The sequence below is a fragment of the Bradyrhizobium sp. AS23.2 genome (assembly GCF_001908185.1).
Taxonomy (GTDB): domain Bacteria; phylum Pseudomonadota; class Alphaproteobacteria; order Rhizobiales; family Xanthobacteraceae; genus Bradyrhizobium.
Window position 1 is genome coordinate 38,393 of the sequence record NZ_LGHM01000121.1, and the last position, 17,449, is coordinate 55,841.

Below are 17,449 nucleotides of genomic sequence, written 5' to 3' on the forward strand. Positions count from 1 at the left end.
CGGCGCGGCGCTACTTCGCGCCGCGTCCCACCGTCTGCATCACCTCGAAGCCTTCGAACTGGGGATGGCCGAGATAGAGCGGCTTGTTATCGCCCGCCCGATTATGCGCCGCGCGAAACGCTTCCGACTTGGTCCAGGCCTCGAACGCGGCGTGGTTCGCCCACACGGTGTGCGAGGCGTACAGCGTATGATCCTCGAGCTCGGGTCCCCTGAGCAGATGGAATTCGACGAAGCCCGGCACCTTGTCGAGATGCGTGTCTCGGGTGAGCCAGACCTGCTCGAAGGTAGCTTCAGAGCCCTTGGCGACGCGGAAGCGGTTCATGGCGATGTACATGCGGATGGTCTCCTACAGTTCGGCTCATCATGTCGTCATTCCGGGATGCGCCGCAAGGCGCAGGCCCGGAATCCATGTTTCCGCGGATAGATGGATTCCGGGCTCGCGCTGGCGCGCGCCCCGGAATGACGGTCTAGACAACCAATCCCTTCATCGGGCGTGCGGCGGCGCTGTCGGGGAAGACCGTCTCGGCCAGCACGCGATCGGACAGGCCGAACTGGCCCTGCAGCACGCCCTTGATCACCGAGCGCAGATCGGTGGTGGGCTTGAGGTCGCGGGCCTCATAGAGGTTGGCGAGCTTCAGGCCCGGCCAGTCGGAGATGACGCGGCCGCCTTTCACGGCGCCTCCCGCGAGCAGCGCGATGGTGCCGGTGCCGTGGTCGGTGCCGTCGGTTCCGTTGATGCGCGCGGTGCGGCCGAACTCGGTGGCGACGACGACGACGGTGTCGCGCCAGCGACCGCCGAGGCCGCTTTCGAATTCGGCGAGCGCGCCGTCGAGCCCGCCGAGCAGGAACGCCAGACGCCCGACCGGACCGCCTTCATTGGCATGGGTGTCCCAGCCGTCGAAAGCGAGCGCCGCGATGCGCGGACCATCATCGGCCGCCATCAGTTTTGCCGCGCCGCGCGCGACCTGGCGCATCTGCGCGACGGCATTGCCGCCCTTCGGCTTCATGTCGTCGCCGCTCGCGACCTTCTCGAGCTGGAGGCCTTGCGACAATGCCGAGGCCAGCGCGGGATCACGGTGACGGTAGAGATCGACGAGACGCATCGCGGTGTCATCGTCGGCCTGCGGCAGTGCGACCGGCGCCCAGCCGACGGTCGGCGCATTTCCGCGCAGCACCAGCGGCGTGGTCGGCCCCACCGCAAGACCGCTCGACACGCGCTCGCCGCGCGGCAGCGCTTCCAGCGCGCGGTTGAGCCAGCCGGACTGCACGCGGCCGGGACCGGCGTAGCCGCTTTCAAGCACGTCCTGGCCATCGAAATGCGAACGGTCGCGATAGGGCGTCGCGACCGCGTGGATCACCGCGGCATGCATGTCGCGATACATGCGCGCGAACTCCGGCATCGCCGGATGCAGCGCGAAGAAGGGGTCGAGCATGATTGCGGGATGCGCACCGCTCGCCGCGAGCGCGATCGAACCATGCAGGCCGGCATAATCGGGATCACCGATCGGCGCGACGGTCGCGAGCCCGTCGAGCGCGCCGCGCAGGATCACCACGATCAGCCGCGGATCGCGCCCGTCGGCCGCACCGGCGAATTTCGGCAAATAGGCCCAGGCCGCGAAGGAGGCGCCGCCGAGCAACAGGCCGCGGCGCGAAGTGAGGAGCCGGTTCTCGACGCAATCCAACATCATCACCTCCTCTGCATTTCCGGCGACATCAACAGCAGCGCCAGCGCCTGCTGGCGCGACTCCGCGCGCTCGATGGTCCGCCGCGTTTCGACCGAGGCCGCATCCGCCGCCGCGAATTCCAAGAGGTCGAGCGGGTCGATGTTGTTGCCGAGCCGCGCGCCCATTTGCGCTGCGATGTCGAGCCGGAGCTTGATGCCTTCGGGCGCGGCCCAGGCCGCGCTGGTATCGGGAAAGCCATTGGGGCCGGCCGGCGACCACAGCGGCTGTCCCAGCAGGTTGAGATTGTTCAGATAGGCGCCGGGATCCTCCGGCACGCGCGCGAGCAGCCGGCCGCTTGCGACCACGAAGTCGTAAGGCGAGCGCATCTTGGTCAGCGGCGCCTTCCACGCCTCATCGGAATCGACGAGCGCAACCGCCATCGCCTTGAGGTCACCCTCGGTCTTGACGAAGACGTCGCGCAGGCGCGCGACCAATGCTTGTGGCGGATCGTCGGCAACGAAATGCCGGACGAATTTCGTGGCGATGAACGTCGCCGTCGACGGATGGCGCGCGATGTCGGCGAGCGCAGCCTCGCCCTGCCCAAGGCCCGTCGCCTCGTAGGTCTTGCCGAGCAGCACCTGCGGCCCGGGCTGGTGCGCGTTGGTGTTGAAGACGAAGGAGCCGGGGGTGCCGAGCTGCCCTTGCCGGCCGGCAAAGGTCCAGCCCGTGATGATGCGCGCGAGCGAGGTGACGTCCTCCTGCGTGTAACCGCCGCCGACGCCGAGCGTATGCAGCTCCATGATCTCGCGCGCGAGATTCTCGTTCAGCCCGCGCTTGCGGTTCTGTCCTGCGCGCGAATCCGGTCCGAGCGATTGCTGGTTGTCGAGGAAGAACAGCATCGCCGGATGCTGCTCGACGGACCTGAGCATGTCGGCGAAGCGCCCGAGCACATGCGGCCGGATCGCCTCACGCTCGAACGCGCCGGCCCACATCCGCGCCAGCTCGCCCTTGGCCGCGGAGATGCAGAAATGGTTGGACCAGAATACGACCAGCCGCTCGGTGAAGCCGCACTCGACCAGGGTTGCACGCTGCAATCGCGCCAGCGCCTCGGCGCGAAAGGTTTTCTGGATGACGTTGAGCGGCTGCGGCGCAGGTTTGGCGGCAGGCGGCACGGCCATGTTCGGCTGCATGGTCTCGGACTTCGCTGCGTTGTCGGCCGGCTTCGCCTCGGCCATCTGGCCGGCGATCTCGGTCGCAACCGCGTTCAGCGACAGGTTGCGGCGCAAGGCGGGCTTCTGATCGGCCGGCGCCTGCGGCAGTGACGTTTCGGCGGGCGCGGCGGCCTTCGCGGCCTCGCGCGCCTGCTTGACCTGGTCCTGATAGGCGAACACGGCCTGCCCGAGCTGCGGCGTCGACTGCAGGCCCGGCGCTTCCAGCAGCACCCCGCTGGGCCGGGACAATTCCGCCTTCACGAAACCTCTGGGATCGGAGGCTGCGTTGATGAGATCGCCAGATGCGCCGCCGCGGGCCCCGAAGCCGAAACGGTTGAGCGCAACGAGGGCGGCATGCGAATCGCGGGCCATCGATTTGTCCTTCGCGCGTTGCCAACCGCTTTTCGAGTCCATGCGCGACGGGTAATATAGCGCAGCGACAGATGAACCCGGCATGAAAATGACGGCGAAGCCTTTGCGTAAATCATGACAAATCCGAAAGAATTTTCATTGCCGGCATCGCGCCGCCTCGCCTGTTCCCGCTGCGGCGCCGAGTTCGGCTGCGATCTCTCGGGCACCTGCTGGTGCGCGGAGGAAACGGCACGCCTGCCGATGCCGATCAAGAGCGAGGATTGTCTGTGCCGGGAATGCCTGCGGAAGGCGGCCGCGGAGGCATCCGCGTAGCCCGGATGGAGCGCAAGCGTAATCCGGGAATCGTCCTGCGGGCGCGAATCCCGGATTTCGCTGCGCTCCATCCGGGCTACGAAGCTTAGACTGGATGCCCCGGCGATTTCCGCGCCATGCCATCGAACGCGTCGAGCAGTTTTTCCCGCCACACGTAGACCGGATCATCCGCCTCGAGCAGCTTGAACGGACTGACAGCCCGCGCCCACTGAAAACCGCCGAACACGATGTAGTCGGCGTAGTTCGGTGCACGTCCACCGAGATAGGGCTGCGTCTTGAAGGTCTGGCGCATCACCTCCAGAGACTTGCGGAAGGCAACCACGCCGGTGTCGCGGCTCGCCATGATCTCTTCCAGGCTCTTGCCGCCGAAACGGGCCTCGCGCGACTTGCGGAAATAGGCGGCGTCGACCTCAGCCAGATTCTTGGGGATGTCGGCGATGATCAGCGGAAAGATGCCGCCGACGATGGCGATGTCGCCCCAGGCGTTGAGCATGCGGGCCATGGCGCGACCGCCCTCGCCGCCGAACAGCGACGGCTGGTTTGGAAAAGTGTCCTCGAGATAATTCGCGATCGCCCAGGAATCGACGACCGGCTTGTCATCGTGCAAAAGCACCGGGACCTTCTCCGAGCCGTGCGGCGCGATCGCGCTCTTCTCGGTGAAGCGCCAGGGCAGCGTTTCCGCAGTCAGGTGCTTGTGTGCGAGCGCCATCCGCGTGCGCCAGCAATACGGGCTGAACGGGCGCGAGGCATCGGTGCCGACGAGTTCGAAGAGTTTGAGTGACATAGTGAGGTTCCGTCATTGCGAGCGCAGCGAAGCAATCCAGACTATCGCCGCAGAGACATTCTGGAATGCTTCGCTTGCGCTCGCAATGACGATGTGGGAGCAGCAGCGTGCGCTACCTCACCACCGATGCCGTTTGCCCGAACAAGATCTTGCGCTCCTCGTCGGTGCGGATCGCAGGCTTGCCGAAGTTCGGGTTGACCTCTTTCGCCAGCGCATAGGCACGTTCGGTGGCGGGACGGACGCGGATGGCTTCGAGCCAGCGCTTCAGATGCGGGAAATCGTCGATGTTCTGGCCCTGGTTCGCATAACCGACCACCCAGGGATAGGAGGCCATGTCCGCGATCGAGTAGTCGCCGGCGACGAATTCACGATCGGCGAGGCGCTTGTTCAGCACGCCGTAAAGCCGGTTGGTCTCGTTGACATAGCGGTCGATCGCGTAAGGAATCTTCTCCTGCGCGTAGTTGCGGAAGTGGTGGTTCTGGCCGGCCATCGGGCCGAGACCACCCATCTGCCAGAACGTCCACTGGATGACGTCGTAATGCGCGTAGAGATCGGTCGGGAGAAACTGGCCGGTTTTCTCGGCGAGATAGAGCAGGATGGCGCCGGATTCGAAGATCGACAGCGGCTTGGTGCCGCCCTTCGGCGCGTGGTCGACGATCGCGGGAATGCGGTTGTTCGGCGCGACGGCCAAGAACTCCGGCTTGAATTGCTCGCCCTTGCCAATGTTGACCGGGATGACCTTGTATTTGAGCCCGGTCTCCTCAAGGAACATCGTGACTTTGTGGCCGTTCGGCGTGGTCCAGTAATGCAGGTCGATCATGGCTGTGTTTTCCGGCTTCTGGCGGCTGCGAGAAGATGCAGCTGCATGAAGATTGCGCCATTCGGTGCGCCTGTCAATCGGACCGGCCTCACGCCGCGGTGATCTGAAATTCCCCGCAGCATCCGCCTCGCGCGTTGTGCCTGTTGCACATCGGACCTAAGCTCACGCCATTTTCGAGAAACTATAGATATCGGGGAGGAGTTTGTGATGAGCAGCATTGCGCGACGCGACTTTCTTCTTGGCTCGGCGGCGCTGGCCGCCGCGGCCGCGACCAACACCTTCACTTGCGTTGAGATTGCGAGCGCGGCGCCGATCGAGGTTCCGACCGTCGACAAGCTCTCGATCAGGGTGCTGGTGGATTCAAGCTTCGACCTGTTCTTTCGACCGAAGCAGATCAACGGCGTCTCCATCGCGCCTGCGGCGCGCACGCCCGACTTCCGCAAGTCCCTGCACAACGAATGGGGCCTGTCGCTCTGGCTGGAGTCGCAGGGCGGCGGCAATCAGCGCACGTTGATGTTGGACTATGGCTATACGCCCGAGGTACTGCTCAACAACATGGCGCTGATCGGCGTCGATCCCGCCAAGCTCGACGCGCTGATCGTCAGCCACGGCCATTACGACCACTTCGGCGGGCTCAACGGATTCCTCGACAAGTTCCGCGACAAGCTGCCGGCCGACGTCAAGCTCTACGCCGGCGGCGAGGACAATTTCTGCCATCGCGTCAACCCGACGCCGACGCAGGGGCAGTTCGCCGATTTCGGCACGCTGGACCGCCGCCAACTCGCAGCACAGAAGGTGACGACCGTGCTCTGCGAGACACCGACGGTGATCGCGGGCCATGCCTTCACCACCGGCAAGATCACCCGTCGCAGCTCGGAACGCGTGCTGCCGAATACGCTGGTTGAATTCGGCATGAAGGACGGCCTCGGCTGCAACGTCGGGCACTATCTGCCGGCGGAGATGGACGGCAAGATCGTGCCCGACGAGCACATCCACGAGCATGCGACCTGCTTCAATGTCCGGGATCTGGGTTTGGTCGTGATCTCGTCCTGCGGCCATGTCGGCATCGTCAATTCGGTGAAGCAGGCGCAGGAGGTTTCGGGCATCGAGAAGGTGCATGCCATCGTCGGCGGCTTCCATCTTGGACCGGCACCCAAGGACTACCTCACGCAGGTCGTCGGCGAGATCAAGGCGCTCAATCCCGACGTCGTCGTGCCCATGCATTGCAGCGGGCTCAACTTCGTGCAGGAGGCGAGTGCGCAAATGCCGGACAAGGTTATGGTGACGACGACCGGCAGTCGCCTCACCTTCGGCGTATGACATTGCGCATAGCCTGCTGGCTGGGCCTGTGGCTGGCGCTCGTGCCGGCTTGCGTAGGCGATGCGGTCGCGCGTTCGGCTGCCGAGACCATGGACATCCTGATGTGGAATCGGGAGCCCATCGGCGGACCGCTCGCGCTTGTCGACCACACCGGAAAGACGCGCACCGACCGGGACTTCCGTGGACATCTGATGCTGGTCTATTTCGGCTTCACCTATTGTCCCGACGTCTGCCCGACCGATTTGATGGCAATCGCGCAGGCGCTGGAATTGCTGGGGCCGGAGGGGGAGGAGGTGCAGCCGATCTTCATCACGCTCGATCCCGCACGCGACACGGCGGAGCATCTCGCCGAGTACGTGCCGCTGTTTCATCCGCGCCTGATCGGACTGACGGGCAGCGACGACGCGATCCGCAAAGCAGCAGATGCCTACAAGGTCTATTACGCGAAAGTTGCTCTGGGCAAGGAGGCCGACAACTACACGGTCGACCACACCGCCTACATTTACCTGATGGACCGTGACGGCAAATATCTCGGGTTCTTCCCGCCGGGCACGTCAGCCGAGCGCATGGTCGAGATCATCCGGCCACGGCTGACCAAGCCCGCGCGTTGAGAAGTGTCACCGTCCGTGCGTACGCAAAAACCTCTCACCGTCCGCCGTCACCGCGATAATCAGCCCGAGGCCGGGTAGCGTCTCGCGGGCGACATAGCCGCGGTCGGCGGCGTCCTCCCAGATGGTGAGGCGCGGGCAGGAGGTCTTCCAGGTCGAGATCACCTCGGCATAGGCGCGCGGCTCGCGCGCGACCCATTCGACGAAGTCCAGCACCAGCGGATCGGCGGTCTCGCTCATTGCAAACCTCCCTTGTCGATGGCCGCCGCGACCTGCGTGCCGAGCAGGAGCCAGCCTCCATAGCCGATGTAGTAGCAGGCAATGGTGGTAATCAGTTTGTTCGACCAGGCCAGGAATTGCTGGTCGGTCATGGCTTCGAGGATGCGCCGCGCCAGCGTGGTGCCGAGCATCGACGCTGCGATCGCGACGCCGGCGAGCACGGGATCGAGCGTCGCCGCCTGGTCGATCACGCCGCCGAAATAGACCAGCTTGGTGAAGTGGCTGACGAGCTGGCACATCGCCTTCGTCGCCACCTTCTCGCGCCGGCCGAAATCGCCGCCGAGGAAGAAGGTGTCGAGCAGCGGCCCCGACACGCCGGTCATCAGCATCAGCCCCATGCAGATCGAACCGTAGACGCTGCCCTGCCAGACGCTGTCGGGGTTCGGCTTGATGTTGGAAGGCAGCAGCCGCGCCATGAACGGCGTGATGCCGAGCAGCAAAAGCGCAACCGGCTTGTCCGGCACGTAGCGGGTGATCGACCATGCCGCGAGCGCGACGGCACAGCCGATCAGGTAGACCGCGACCGGCCGCCAGCGGATATGCGCCCGCCACAGCAGCGCGCGCCAGCCGTTCGAGGCCATCTGCGTGATCGCATGCAGCACCATTGCGGTCGGTAGCGGCATCAGCGCCAGCAGCACGCCGATCAGGACCAGCCCGCCCGCCATGCCGAACAGCCCCGACAGGAACGCGGTGGCGACCATCAGCAATCCAAGGGCAACGATCATGATGGGCGTCACGAAGGGATTCTCCTGTGGTGGGCACGTAAGGGACGCAAGCTGCTTCACTCCCTCGCCCCGCTTGCGGGGAGAGGGTGGGGTGAGGGGGAGTCTCCACAAGGGAGGTGGCAGTTGGACTCGCGGAGAGTCCCCCTCACCCGCCACGCTTCGGACGATGCTTCGCATCGCTCGGCGCGTGTCGGCCTCTCCCCGCGTGCGGGGAGAGGCGAAGAGCGGCGGCGCCGCTGAACAATTCAACCTGGAATTACACGCATTCTTGTGCCTCGCTTGCCCGTCGCCCGCAAACTGAGTTATCTTGGCCTGGCATCAGCTTTCCTGAGGGTCGGTCATTTGCGGCGGCTGCTGTTTCTCAACGGCATCAAGGCATTCGAGGCGGCGGCGCGGACCGGCAGCTTTGCCGCGGCCGGCATCGAGCTGAGCGTGTCGGCGGCCGCGGTAAGCCGCATGGTGCATCTGCTCGAAGAGCGGCTCAGCGTCGCGCTGTTCGAACGCAAGGCCAACAAGCTGGTGCTGACGCAGGCCGGCCGCGCCTATCAGGGCGGGCTGACGCCGATCTTCGATGCGCTGGCCAGCCTCACCGCGCAGGTGACGGCGCCGTCGAGTGTCCGCGTGCTCACCATCGGCGTCGGCCACACTTTTGCGATGCGCTGGCTGATCCCGCGCCTGTCGGAATTTCGCAGCGAGGAGCCCGACATCGAGGTGCGCTTCACCACCGGCGGCGCGGCGGTGCCGTTCGGCGAGGACTGGAGCTGCGGCATCAAGCTCGGCACCGGCGACTGGCCGGGGCTCGTCGCCGAACCCTTGTTCGCCGGCGATCTCACGCCGGTCTGCGTGCCCCGCCTCGCCGCCAGCCTGAAGCGCCCAGCCGATCTCAAGGGACCGAGCCTGATCCGCGTCGCGCATTCGCCCGAGGACTGGCCGATCTGGCTCAAGGCCGCGAGCGTCACCCGCATCAACGCCCGCGGGCCGGAGTTCCAGTTCTACGGTCAGGCGCTCCAGGCCGCCGCCGACGGGCTCGGCATTGCCATGGGCATCCGGCCCTATATCGACGACGACCTCGCAGCCGGCCGGCTGGTCGCCCCGTTCGACCTTTCGGTACCCAAGGGCATGCGCTGGTACCTGCTCTATCGCAGCTTCCAGACCGAGCAGCGCGATTTTGCCGCGTTCCGTCGCTGGATCATGCGCGCGGCCTCGGAGCCTGCAGCCCGCCCGGTGAGGCGGACCGGCCGGACTGCAGCGCGGAACTGAAACCGCGCGGGCAAAAAAAGCCCGGCCGCTTGTGAACGGCTTCACATCCGGAAATCTGCAAGCGTGGTGTCCTGCCCCTCCAACAAGACACCCCTCCAACAAGTCACCTTGGGAACTACCTACAATGACGACCCTCTACGACGGCTTTGACATCGAATCCTTCGAAGCTGGCAAGGGACTGTGGCACGCGCGTATCCGGCGCGCTGATTTCAGCCCGGTTGCCATCGACGGCGTGCTGTTTCCGGCCATGGAAGTCGGCTTCGCCTGGCCCGACAGCGATGCCGCGATCGCCGATGCCAAGCATCACATAGATCGCTTCCGCCGCCGGTCCGACAGCGACGACGAATAAGCGGCCAATCCGCAAGCAAGCCAGGGACAGCGCGGCGCTAGAGGGGGGAACCGGCCTTGTCAGTTATCGAAACTGAAGACGCGCCACGGCCTCGAATCTATGCCCGCAATGTGATGTCGAAATGCCCGGAATGCGACGGCGATCTCACGGTGCTCCGCGTGATCGGCGGCCGCGCCGGGTGCGAGTACTGGACCATGCGCTGCACCGGTTGCGGAGGCATCCATCTCGACGTCCTCGAGGCGCATCCGGCGCCCGAGGACGACGAGGGCCCGCTGCCCGTGGCGTGAGCGGGAGGCCTGCTGCCAACCTGCTGTCAGCAGGCCGCGTACGAACGGGTCTTCGCCCTTTTCTGGGGAGCGGACTCGTCCCATATTCGCCCCATGGCGAAGAAATCTGCATCCTCCGAAAAATCCGGCAAATCCCCGAAATCGAAGGCACCGAACTCGAAGGCGCCAAATTCTCGCGCATCACGCCCTGACGTGCAGCCGATCGGGCCGGCGCTGGCCGAACTGCTCAATCCCGCGATCAATCGCGGCGATGCCGGGCTTGGATCGGGCACCGGGTTGCAGCCGCCGCCGGACAATTCGCGCGACCGCCGCGCCGGCGGCGAGGCTGCGGCGCATCGCGCGCGCGCCTCGACGCCGAAGGAGTTTCCGCAGGACGCGGCGCGGCCGATGCCGCTGCGCCCCAATCCGCAGCCGCCGGGCGCCCGTGCATCGACCGAGAGCGGCGGTTTCGACGAAGCGCCGCAGGCCAATTACGGCACGGCGGCCACGATACCGACGCTCGATCCGGAACTGGCCCGTCAGCTCGGTTTGCCCACTGAGGAGGACGACGCCGAGGCGCTGGCGCGCCCTCCGCGCAGCAAGATGGAGGCGCTCGGCGTCAAGGCGACCGCGGACGCACTGGAATCGCTGATCCGCGAGGGCCGTCCGGAGTTCCGCAAGGACGACGGCTCCATGAAAGTGTGGACGCCGCACCGGCCGCCGCGCCCGGAAAAGTCCGAAGGCGGCGTGCGCTTCGAGATCAAGTCGGAATACCAGCCGCGCGGCGACCAGCCGACCGCGATCGCCGAGCTCGTCGAAGGCATCGAGCGCAACGACCGTTCGCAGGTGCTGTTAGGGGTCACCGGCTCCGGCAAGACCTACACCATGGCCAAGGTGATCGAGGCGACGCAGCGCCCGGCCCTGATCCTGGCGCCGAACAAGACGCTCGCCGCCCAGCTCTACGGCGAGTTCAAGAATTTCTTCCCGGACAACGCGGTCGAATACTTCGTCTCCTATTACGACTACTACCAGCCGGAAGCCTACGTTCCGCGCACCGACACCTATATCGAGAAAGACTCGTCCATAAACGAGCAGATCGACCGCATGCGCCACTCGGCGACGCGCGCGCTGCTCGAGCGCGACGACGTCATCATCGTCGCCTCGGTGTCGTGCATCTACGGTATCGGCTCGGTCGAGACCTACACTGCGATGACGTTCGCACTGAAGAAGGGCGAGCGCATCGACCAGCGCCAGCTCATCGCCGACCTCGTAGCTCTCCAGTACAAGCGCACGCAGGCCGATTTTACCCGCGGCACCTTCCGTGTCCGCGGTGACGTCATCGACATCTTCCCGGCGCACTATGAAGACCGCGCCTGGCGCGTGAACCTGTTCGGCGACACCATCGAGACGATCGAGGAGTTCGATCCGCTCACCGGCCACAAGCAGGACGAGCTCGAATTCATCAAGATGTACGCCAACTCGCACTATGTGACGCCGCGCCCGACGCTGGTGCAGGCGATCAAGTCGATCAAGTTCGAGCTCAAGCAGCGGCTCGACCAGCTTCACGACCAGGGGCGCCTCTTGGAAGCGCAGCGGCTGGAGCAGCGCACCACGTTCGACCTCGAGATGATGGAGGCAACGGGAAGCTGCGCCGGCATCGAGAACTATTCGCGCTACCTGACGGGCCGCCGCCCCGGCGAGCCGCCGCCGACGCTGTTTGAATACGTGCCCGACAACGCGCTGATCTTCGCCGACGAGAGCCACGTCACCATCCCGCAGATCGGCGCCATGTTCCGCGGCGACTTCCGCCGCAAGGCGACGCTGGCCGAATACGGCTTCCGCCTGCCCTCCTGCATGGACAACCGCCCGCTCCGCTTCGAGGAATGGGACATGATGCGGCCGCAGACCGTCGCGGTGTCGGCGACACCGAGCGGCTGGGAGCTCAACGAGAGCGGCGGCGTGTTCGTCGAGCAGGTGATCCGTCCCACCGGACTGATCGATCCTCCCGTCGATATCCGCCCCGCCCGCACCCAGGTCGACGATCTCGTCGGCGAGGTGCGTGCCACCGCGCAGGCCGGCTATCGCTCGCTGATCACGGTTCTGACCAAGCGCATGGCGGAGGACCTCACCGAATATCTGCACGAGCAGGGCATCCGCGTCCGCTACATGCACTCGGACATCGACACCATCGAGCGCATCGAGATCATCCGCGACCTCCGTCTCGGCGCCTTCGACGCGCTGGTCGGCATCAACCTGCTGCGCGAAGGCCTTGACATTCCCGAATGCGCGCTGGTGGCGATCCTCGATGCCGACAAGGAAGGTTTCCTGCGCAGCGAGACCTCGCTGATCCAGACCATCGGCCGCGCCGCGCGCAACGTCGACGGCAAGGTGATCCTCTATGCCGACAGCATGACCGGCTCCATGGAGCGCGCGATCGCCGAGACCAACCGCCGCCGCGAGAAGCAGGTCGAGTACAACAACGCCAACGGCATCACGCCGGAGAGCGTGAAGAAGCAGATCGGCGATATCCTCAACTCCGTCTACGAGCGCGACCACGTGCTGGTCGAGGTCGGCGGCCACGACATGACCGACGACGTCATCTCGATCGGCCACAATTTCGAGGCCGTGCTCGCCGATCTGGAAACGCGCATGCGCGAAGCCGCCGCCGATTTGAACTTCGAGGAAGCCGCGCGCCTGCGCGACGAGGTCAAACGCCTGCGCGCGACCGAGCTCGCGGTCGTCGACGACCCCACCGCGAAACAGCGCACCGTCCAGGGCAAGGCCGGCGCCTATGCCGGCACCAAGAAGTACGGCGACGCCGCCAACCTCCCCGTCAGCGCCATGAAGAAAAAGACCGTGAGCTCCGCCCTGAAAGCGAGCGGCGGCGGCAGTGGTGACGGCTCGAAGGTCCACAAGCCGCATCTCGACGAGATGCATGGCCCGGAGTCGCTGCCCTACCGCGAGAGCCGCGCGCTGCCGTCAAAGCCGTTCGGCAGCACGAGCCGGATCATCCAGCCGACGGACTCGCGGCAGTCCGGGCCGGAGTTCGGCCCCGCGCCGAAGTCGACGGGAGGTGCGCCGGGGCGACGGGGCGGGTGGAAGAAGAGGTAGAAGGACCTTCGTGGCGCTCAGCCCTTGGCCGAGAGTGGCTCAAAGCCGGGAGGCGCAGCAAGCGCCGGGTCGAGCGTACGAAGCACTCTGTGAATTTTCACATTGCCGCCGATCCCTGCATTGCGCACGTACTGCTCGATAACCTGCTCGCTCTCGACGACCACGAGGCCGAACAGCTTTCGGTCGTCTGTCGCAAATGTGCACAACCAATGCATCTTGCCTTGCGTAGCGACGATGGCGTCGAGGGCAATCCGCGCGTGGCGGGCCGCCTGTGCATCGTCAGTTACATCGAAGCCTGCCGGAAGATCGCGCTCGATAAGGATCTTGATCACGGTACTCTCCCATCATTGGCGGACGACATCGACCTACCCTGACATAGGATCACGCTCTCGACATGCGCAGATACCTCTACCGTGAGATGAGCAGGCAAGGGACGGAGCGTCGCCCCCTCACCCCACGCTCGCCGTCACCACCGCCATCACCGACAGCAGCAGCACGATGGTCACGAGTTGGAGCGAGGCGACCGGCTGGGTGCGCCATGCGGTGATCTTGTCGGCGAGCGACAGGCTGGCGTCGAAGAGCTTTGGTTCGTAGACGGTCTTGAAGAAGGCCGGGAAGCGCGGCCCGAAGGTGACCGCGAGCAGCGCGTGGGCGAGCGAGGCGAAGGCGACGAAGATGGCAACGCCGGGATCGCCGACGAGGTCGTGGTTGCCGCATAGCTTGAGCAGGAACGCGGCGGCGGCGAAGGTCGGGAAGCTCTGGAGCGTCGCGGTCAGCACGAGGCCTTCGAGCGCGTTGTGCAGGCGGGACTTTCTCGCGGCGACGGTGGCGACCATGGCACGTCTTCCTGATGACATGCGCATGAAGCTAGCCGCGACGGGAAGAGGGCGATGTGAGTTGGGTCACGCCCTGGCACCGGCTCACCTTCACCTCGCCCCGCTTGCGGGGAGAGGTCGAATTCAAGCGTAGCTTGAATTCGGGTGAGGGGGACTCTCCGCGAGTCTAAACTCTCACCGCCCCCGGGGAGACTCCCCCTCACCCCACCCTCTCCCCGCAAGCGGGGCGAGGGAGTAGACCGACGATGCCGTGCCCTGGAATGACGAGGAGCTACAGCTTGCCCTGTCCGGTCGTCTGGCTCTGTTGCTGCTGCTTTTCCTGCGCCTTGGCGTGGTGACGGCCGTAGAGGCAGCCGGCTGCGGCACCGAGCACACCGTGATGGCCGGCATAATGACCGGCGACGCCACCGACGACGGCGCCCTTGATGCAGCCCTTGGCGTTGGCCGCGGACGTCGCGCCCAGCATCAGAAGAGCCGCGGCGACAGTGATGAGCGGGGATTTCATGGATCGATATCTCCGGATGCGGTGCCGGAATCCCAACGGGCGTGGGCGGGTCGGGGTTCCAGTGCGCTGTTGCGCCGACGAGGTCGGTGGGAGCCGCGATCGGCGGGATCGGCGGCGCGCTGCTGTTCGGCCTGCTCGCGCTGCGCGACGACGCCATCGCGATCGAACGGGAACCCGCGCGGGGAGCGCTCGGCTGGGACCGGTAAAATACGGGGTTTTATTGCAAATCTCACAAAGCGCCCTCAATTGTGCATTGCAAAAACGTGATTTGCGTTTTGGCCGAAATTGCATATTTATTCGTACACAAATGAATTGAGCGGCCCCTCGGCACCTGCTGTGCATGGGGTTGTTTTTCGTTTCTGCAAGCCAGCTTCAGGACTGCCCCAGATGACAGAGCACAGCCTCTGGCGTTTCTCGCGTGCGTTGCACCGCGCGATCAACGACCGGCATTTCGAGGATATCGAGGCCCTGATCGACGAGGACGTCGAGTGGGCGCTGTACGGCCCGATCGACATGTTTCCGTTCTTCGGCGCGCGCCAGGGCAAGGACGCCGTGCTCGACGTCATCCGTCAGCTCGCCGACAACTTCCACGTCCGCCGCTTCGACCGCGAGAGCATCATGCTCGGCGTCGATTCCGCCGCCTCCATGCTGCGCTATTCGCTGACCGCGCTGGATTCCAGCAAGCCGATCTCGCTGCGGGTGGCGCAGTTCGCCCAGTTCAAGGCGGGCAAGCTCATCAGCATACGCGTCCTGATCGACACTTTTGACCTGGTCGAGCAGGCACTCGGCCGCGCGATTCATCTGCCGAAGATGAACCGCACCGGCTGAGGGGGACGCCAACGGGCCCCGCAATTCGGGACCGATGACGACGCTCACATGACGTCCTGGCCCCCAGCCCCGCCGGATGCCGTCGTGTCAAAAGCTCGTTATCGGGCGCGCGCCTTTCGCGCGGCCCGTTGGTTCGCATCTCGAGGCGAGCCGCCACAATTTCGCAACGATAGATCAACATGTAGTGCGCGGACCGAATGGTGCATGGTCATTGCGAAAGGCCGTATTATATTGGCCGAAAGCATACGCTGGGCTCGCGGGCAGGACGATGGAATTCTCGACAGGTTTTGGCTGGACCAGACTGCCGGTGCTGGCGGCCGCGTTCATCTTGGGCTCGGTGCTGACGGTCTCGGCGCAGATCATTCCGGCCGCGGCGCCTGACGAAGAGGCCGAGGCCGCGGAGGCCCCCGACGTCAATGACCCCGACGTGCTCAAAGGCATCGACGTCGACAAGCTCGACTGGGGCCAGCTCGCAATCGACGCCGGCACGCTGAACGAGGTCATCGCCGCGAAGAAGCGCGCGCAGGCCGCGGCCAAGGACGGCCTGAACTGGTCGTCGAACGCCAACGCCAACGGCTCCTCCGCGGTGACGGTGAAGCAATCCGTGTTCTCGTTCTGGGACACGCGGATCGGCGCCGACATGACGGTGACGAGCGAGCCGCGCACGATGTCCGAGCTGTTGGCGCAGAAGGCCGCCAATGGCGGCACCCTGCCGCAATCCTCCGGCAGCGCCTGGGCAGCGGCGACCGCGCCGGGCGCAGGCTCGATCTGGGACAAGACCGCGGTGGAAGCCCGCGTCGATCCCGGCGCCGAGCAGAGCAAGATCGGCGCCTCGCTCACCAAATCGGTGCCGCTGTCGAGCGACTATTCGCTGACGCTCCAGAACGGCTACAGCGTCAACCAGCAGGGCACGACCGCGCTCCCCGGCATCGGCGGGCACACCACCCGCAATTACGAGACCGACCAGACCGCCAAGGTCACCGTCACCGACACTGGCACCAGCATCACCGCCGGCCAGACGCTGTCGACCACCGACGACAAATGGCTGCGCAAGGTCGGCGCCGAGCAGAAACTGTTCGACAACGTCACCGTCTCCGGTTCGGTCGGCGAGACCTCGCAAGGCGCGATCAACAAGAGCCTGACGGCCGGCTTCAAGAAGAGCTGGTAGCAGCTGCCACGCGCCCCCCTCTTTCCCCTCATCCTGAGGAGCGCTCCGAGGGAGCGCGTCTCGAAGGATCGAGGCCCCAGCTACGTCAGTCGGGCCTGCATGGTTCGAGACGCGCTTCGCGCTCCTCACCACGAGGGGGACAGGGGTTCGGTTCCTCGGTAGCGTTCAGACATTCCTAACCATACGCCACGGCAAAGCCCCCGAATGGTCCGCCCTTGCCGTATCTCGGCCAAGTTGCGGCCAAAATCCGACGCCCTAGTCCGCCTATACGTCGTCGTGCGGGGGACGCTCGCGCTACGCCCAACGCGAACAGGGGAACAAGCATGAACGCCATTCGTCCGGAAAAGATCGAAGCCACCGAGACCGAGACGGTCGACAGCAACCTCGCCGCTGTGACCGAGGTCGAAGCCGGCATCCGTGACTTCGTCCGTAACGACATCGCCTATCTGCGCCGGCCGGCATCGACCGCCACCACCGACGCGCCGCCGCTCGATCCGAGCGCGGAGGCCACCGTCACCAACGTCAACTCGCTGATCCAGCGCGTCGCCGGCACATCGCTCGCCGAGATCGAGAACCTGATCTCCGAGCTCGAGAGCCTGCGCGACCTGCTCCATGCCGAAGGCCAGCGCGTCCAGCGCGAGATCTCCGGCTACGCCCAGCTCAGCCAGGCCGCGATGAAGTCGACCCGCATGATCTCCGACAACGTCTCGCAGTGGAAGCGCGCCGCCGACGGCCTGCGCAACAGCTGATCGCAAGCACCAGGCATCACCGGCCGCCGCGTTCCCGAAAGGGAGCGCGGCGGTTTTGATTCGTGGTTTTGAATCATGGGGTCGTCTCCCTCTCCCCGTCCTTACGGGAGAGGGTTGGGGTGAGGGGCTGCTTCAGCAAATTCGGTAACAGACGAACTCGCGGAGAGTCCCCCTCACCCGAATTCGATCTGCGATCGAATTCGACCTCTCCCCGCAAGCGGGGCGAGGTGAAGGGACTACTGCTTTGAACCTTCCGCTTGCCCCCGGCGACCAATGACAAGC

Annotated in this window: 19 protein-coding genes; 9 read left to right on the top strand and 10 right to left on the bottom strand. The window is 65.4% G+C overall.

Annotated features, from left to right (window positions below; all coding sequences use genetic code 11):
• Nucleotides 1–10: 10 nt before the first annotated feature.
• The 5 genes from hmuQ to AC630_RS25180 all read right to left on the bottom strand — a co-directional run bounded on the left by hmuQ (nt 11) and on the right by AC630_RS25180 (nt 5,163).
• Entirely contained in the window at nt 11–334 is a 324-nt protein-coding gene (gene hmuQ, locus AC630_RS25155; protein WP_074121107.1) for a heme-degrading protein HmuQ, read from the bottom strand.
• Between the two features lie 133 nt (nt 335–467).
• Nucleotides 468–1,685, bottom strand: a complete 1,218-nt coding sequence (locus AC630_RS25160) for a DUF1501 domain-containing protein (protein ID WP_074121129.1) — start codon at nt 1,683–1,685, stop codon at nt 468–470.
• A 2-nt stretch (nt 1,686–1,687) separates the two neighbouring features.
• Nucleotides 1,688–3,247, bottom strand: coding sequence for a DUF1800 domain-containing protein (locus AC630_RS25165; protein ID WP_074121130.1), 1,560 nt, complete (start codon nt 3,245–3,247; stop codon nt 1,688–1,690).
• Nucleotides 3,248–3,644: 397 nt separating this feature from the next.
• On the bottom strand, nt 3,645–4,343 hold the full coding sequence (locus AC630_RS25175) for a glutathione S-transferase family protein (RefSeq protein ID WP_074121109.1): 699 nt from the start codon (nt 4,341–4,343) through the stop codon (nt 3,645–3,647).
• A 112-nt stretch (nt 4,344–4,455) separates the two neighbouring features.
• The gene (locus AC630_RS25180; protein ID WP_074121110.1) at nt 4,456–5,163 is read right to left on the bottom strand and encodes a glutathione S-transferase N-terminal domain-containing protein; all 708 of its coding nucleotides are present in this window, start codon (nt 5,161–5,163) and stop codon (nt 4,456–4,458) included.
• A gap of 204 nt (nt 5,164–5,367) precedes the next feature.
• On the opposite strand from AC630_RS25180, the gene AC630_RS25185 reads away from it, so the two are divergent.
• Together AC630_RS25185 and AC630_RS25190 are read left to right on the top strand one after the other, a co-directional pair.
• Entirely contained in the window at nt 5,368–6,483 is a 1,116-nt protein-coding gene (locus AC630_RS25185) for an MBL fold metallo-hydrolase (RefSeq protein WP_143198299.1), read from the top strand.
• Nucleotides 6,480–7,094 (top strand): SCO family protein, encoded by a 615-nt coding sequence (locus AC630_RS25190; protein WP_074121112.1) that lies wholly within the window; start codon nt 6,480–6,482, stop codon nt 7,092–7,094. Before AC630_RS25185 ends, AC630_RS25190 begins: the two co-directional genes overlap by 4 nt.
• Nucleotides 7,095–7,100: 6 nt before the next feature.
• On the opposite strand, the gene AC630_RS25195 is transcribed toward AC630_RS25190, so the two are convergent.
• Together AC630_RS25195 and AC630_RS25200 are read right to left on the bottom strand one after the other, a co-directional pair.
• Nucleotides 7,101–7,331, bottom strand: a complete 231-nt coding sequence (locus AC630_RS25195) for a hypothetical protein (protein WP_074121113.1) — start codon at nt 7,329–7,331, stop codon at nt 7,101–7,103.
• Nucleotides 7,328–8,107, bottom strand: coding sequence for a sulfite exporter TauE/SafE family protein (locus AC630_RS25200; RefSeq protein ID WP_074121114.1), 780 nt, complete (start codon nt 8,105–8,107; stop codon nt 7,328–7,330). The genes AC630_RS25195 and AC630_RS25200 overlap by 4 nt, the downstream gene beginning before the upstream one ends.
• A gap of 330 nt (nt 8,108–8,437) precedes the next feature.
• On the opposite strand from AC630_RS25200, the gene AC630_RS25205 reads away from it, so the two are divergent.
• The 4 genes from AC630_RS25205 to uvrB all read left to right on the top strand — a co-directional run bounded on the left by AC630_RS25205 (nt 8,438) and on the right by uvrB (nt 13,081).
• Nucleotides 8,438–9,355, top strand: coding sequence for a LysR substrate-binding domain-containing protein (locus tag AC630_RS25205; protein WP_074121115.1), 918 nt, complete (start codon nt 8,438–8,440; stop codon nt 9,353–9,355).
• 124 nt (nt 9,356–9,479) lie between these two features.
• On the top strand, nt 9,480–9,704 hold the full coding sequence (locus tag AC630_RS25210) for a hypothetical protein (RefSeq protein WP_074121116.1): 225 nt from the start codon (nt 9,480–9,482) through the stop codon (nt 9,702–9,704).
• A 56-nt stretch (nt 9,705–9,760) separates the two neighbouring features.
• A complete protein-coding gene (locus AC630_RS25215) occupies nt 9,761–9,991 on the top strand; it encodes a hypothetical protein (RefSeq protein WP_074121117.1) in 231 nt (76 codons plus the stop codon).
• Between the two features lie 93 nt (nt 9,992–10,084).
• Complete coding sequence (gene uvrB / locus AC630_RS25220; protein WP_074121118.1) at nt 10,085–13,081, top strand: excinuclease ABC subunit UvrB; 2,997 nt, start codon at nt 10,085–10,087, stop codon at nt 13,079–13,081.
• 17 nt (nt 13,082–13,098) lie between these two features.
• On the opposite strand, the gene AC630_RS25225 is transcribed toward uvrB, so the two are convergent.
• The 3 genes from AC630_RS25225 to AC630_RS25235 all read right to left on the bottom strand — a co-directional run bounded on the left by AC630_RS25225 (nt 13,099) and on the right by AC630_RS25235 (nt 14,422).
• A complete protein-coding gene (locus AC630_RS25225; RefSeq protein WP_074121119.1) occupies nt 13,099–13,413 on the bottom strand; it encodes a hypothetical protein in 315 nt (104 codons plus the stop codon).
• Between the two features lie 117 nt (nt 13,414–13,530).
• Nucleotides 13,531–13,917: a hypothetical protein gene (locus AC630_RS25230; RefSeq protein ID WP_074121120.1), complete on the bottom strand. Its 387-nt coding sequence runs from the start codon at nt 13,915–13,917 to the stop codon at nt 13,531–13,533.
• Between the two features lie 271 nt (nt 13,918–14,188).
• Nucleotides 14,189–14,422 carry a hypothetical protein gene (locus tag AC630_RS25235; protein WP_074121121.1) on the bottom strand — a complete coding sequence of 78 codons (234 nt, stop codon included), beginning with the start codon at nt 14,420–14,422 and terminating at the stop codon, nt 14,189–14,191.
• A 387-nt stretch (nt 14,423–14,809) separates the two neighbouring features.
• On the opposite strand from AC630_RS25235, the gene AC630_RS25240 reads away from it, so the two are divergent.
• From AC630_RS25240 to AC630_RS25250, 3 genes are all read left to right on the top strand, one after another.
• Nucleotides 14,810–15,250 (top strand): nuclear transport factor 2 family protein, encoded by a 441-nt coding sequence (locus AC630_RS25240; RefSeq protein WP_074121122.1) that lies wholly within the window; start codon nt 14,810–14,812, stop codon nt 15,248–15,250.
• Between the two features lie 268 nt (nt 15,251–15,518).
• A complete protein-coding gene (locus AC630_RS25245) occupies nt 15,519–16,418 on the top strand; it encodes a hypothetical protein (RefSeq protein WP_074121123.1) in 900 nt (299 codons plus the stop codon).
• 323 nt (nt 16,419–16,741) lie between these two features.
• Nucleotides 16,742–17,167: a hypothetical protein gene (locus tag AC630_RS25250; protein WP_074121124.1), complete on the top strand. Its 426-nt coding sequence runs from the start codon at nt 16,742–16,744 to the stop codon at nt 17,165–17,167.
• Nucleotides 17,168–17,449: the final 282 nt, after the last annotated feature.

Bases quoted from the DNA above. Each gene is read 5' to 3' on its own strand.
- hmuQ (WP_074121107.1), bottom strand. From the start codon at position 334: ATGTACATCGCCATGAACCGCTTCCGCGTCGCCAAGGGCTCTGAAGCT.
- AC630_RS25160 (WP_074121129.1), bottom strand. From the start codon at position 1,685: ATGTTGGATTGCGTCGAGAACCGGCTCCTCACTTCGCGCCGCGGCCTG.
- AC630_RS25165 (WP_074121130.1), bottom strand. From the start codon at position 3,247: ATGGCCCGCGATTCGCATGCCGCCCTCGTTGCGCTCAACCGTTTCGGC.
- AC630_RS25175 (WP_074121109.1), bottom strand. From the start codon at position 4,343: ATGTCACTCAAACTCTTCGAACTCGTCGGCACCGATGCCTCGCGCCCG.
- AC630_RS25180 (WP_074121110.1), bottom strand. From the start codon at position 5,163: ATGATCGACCTGCATTACTGGACCACGCCGAACGGCCACAAAGTCACG.
- AC630_RS25190 (WP_074121112.1), top strand. From the start codon at position 6,480: ATGACATTGCGCATAGCCTGCTGGCTGGGCCTGTGGCTGGCGCTCGTG.
- AC630_RS25195 (WP_074121113.1), bottom strand. From the start codon at position 7,331: ATGAGCGAGACCGCCGATCCGCTGGTGCTGGACTTCGTCGAATGGGTC.
- AC630_RS25210 (WP_074121116.1), top strand. From the start codon at position 9,480: ATGACGACCCTCTACGACGGCTTTGACATCGAATCCTTCGAAGCTGGC.
- uvrB (WP_074121118.1), top strand. From the start codon at position 10,085: ATGGCGAAGAAATCTGCATCCTCCGAAAAATCCGGCAAATCCCCGAAA.
- AC630_RS25230 (WP_074121120.1), bottom strand. From the start codon at position 13,917: ATGGTCGCCACCGTCGCCGCGAGAAAGTCCCGCCTGCACAACGCGCTC.
- AC630_RS25235 (WP_074121121.1), bottom strand. From the start codon at position 14,422: ATGAAATCCCCGCTCATCACTGTCGCCGCGGCTCTTCTGATGCTGGGC.
- AC630_RS25240 (WP_074121122.1), top strand. From the start codon at position 14,810: ATGACAGAGCACAGCCTCTGGCGTTTCTCGCGTGCGTTGCACCGCGCG.
- AC630_RS25245 (WP_074121123.1), top strand. From the start codon at position 15,519: ATGGAATTCTCGACAGGTTTTGGCTGGACCAGACTGCCGGTGCTGGCG.
- AC630_RS25250 (WP_074121124.1), top strand. From the start codon at position 16,742: ATGAACGCCATTCGTCCGGAAAAGATCGAAGCCACCGAGACCGAGACG.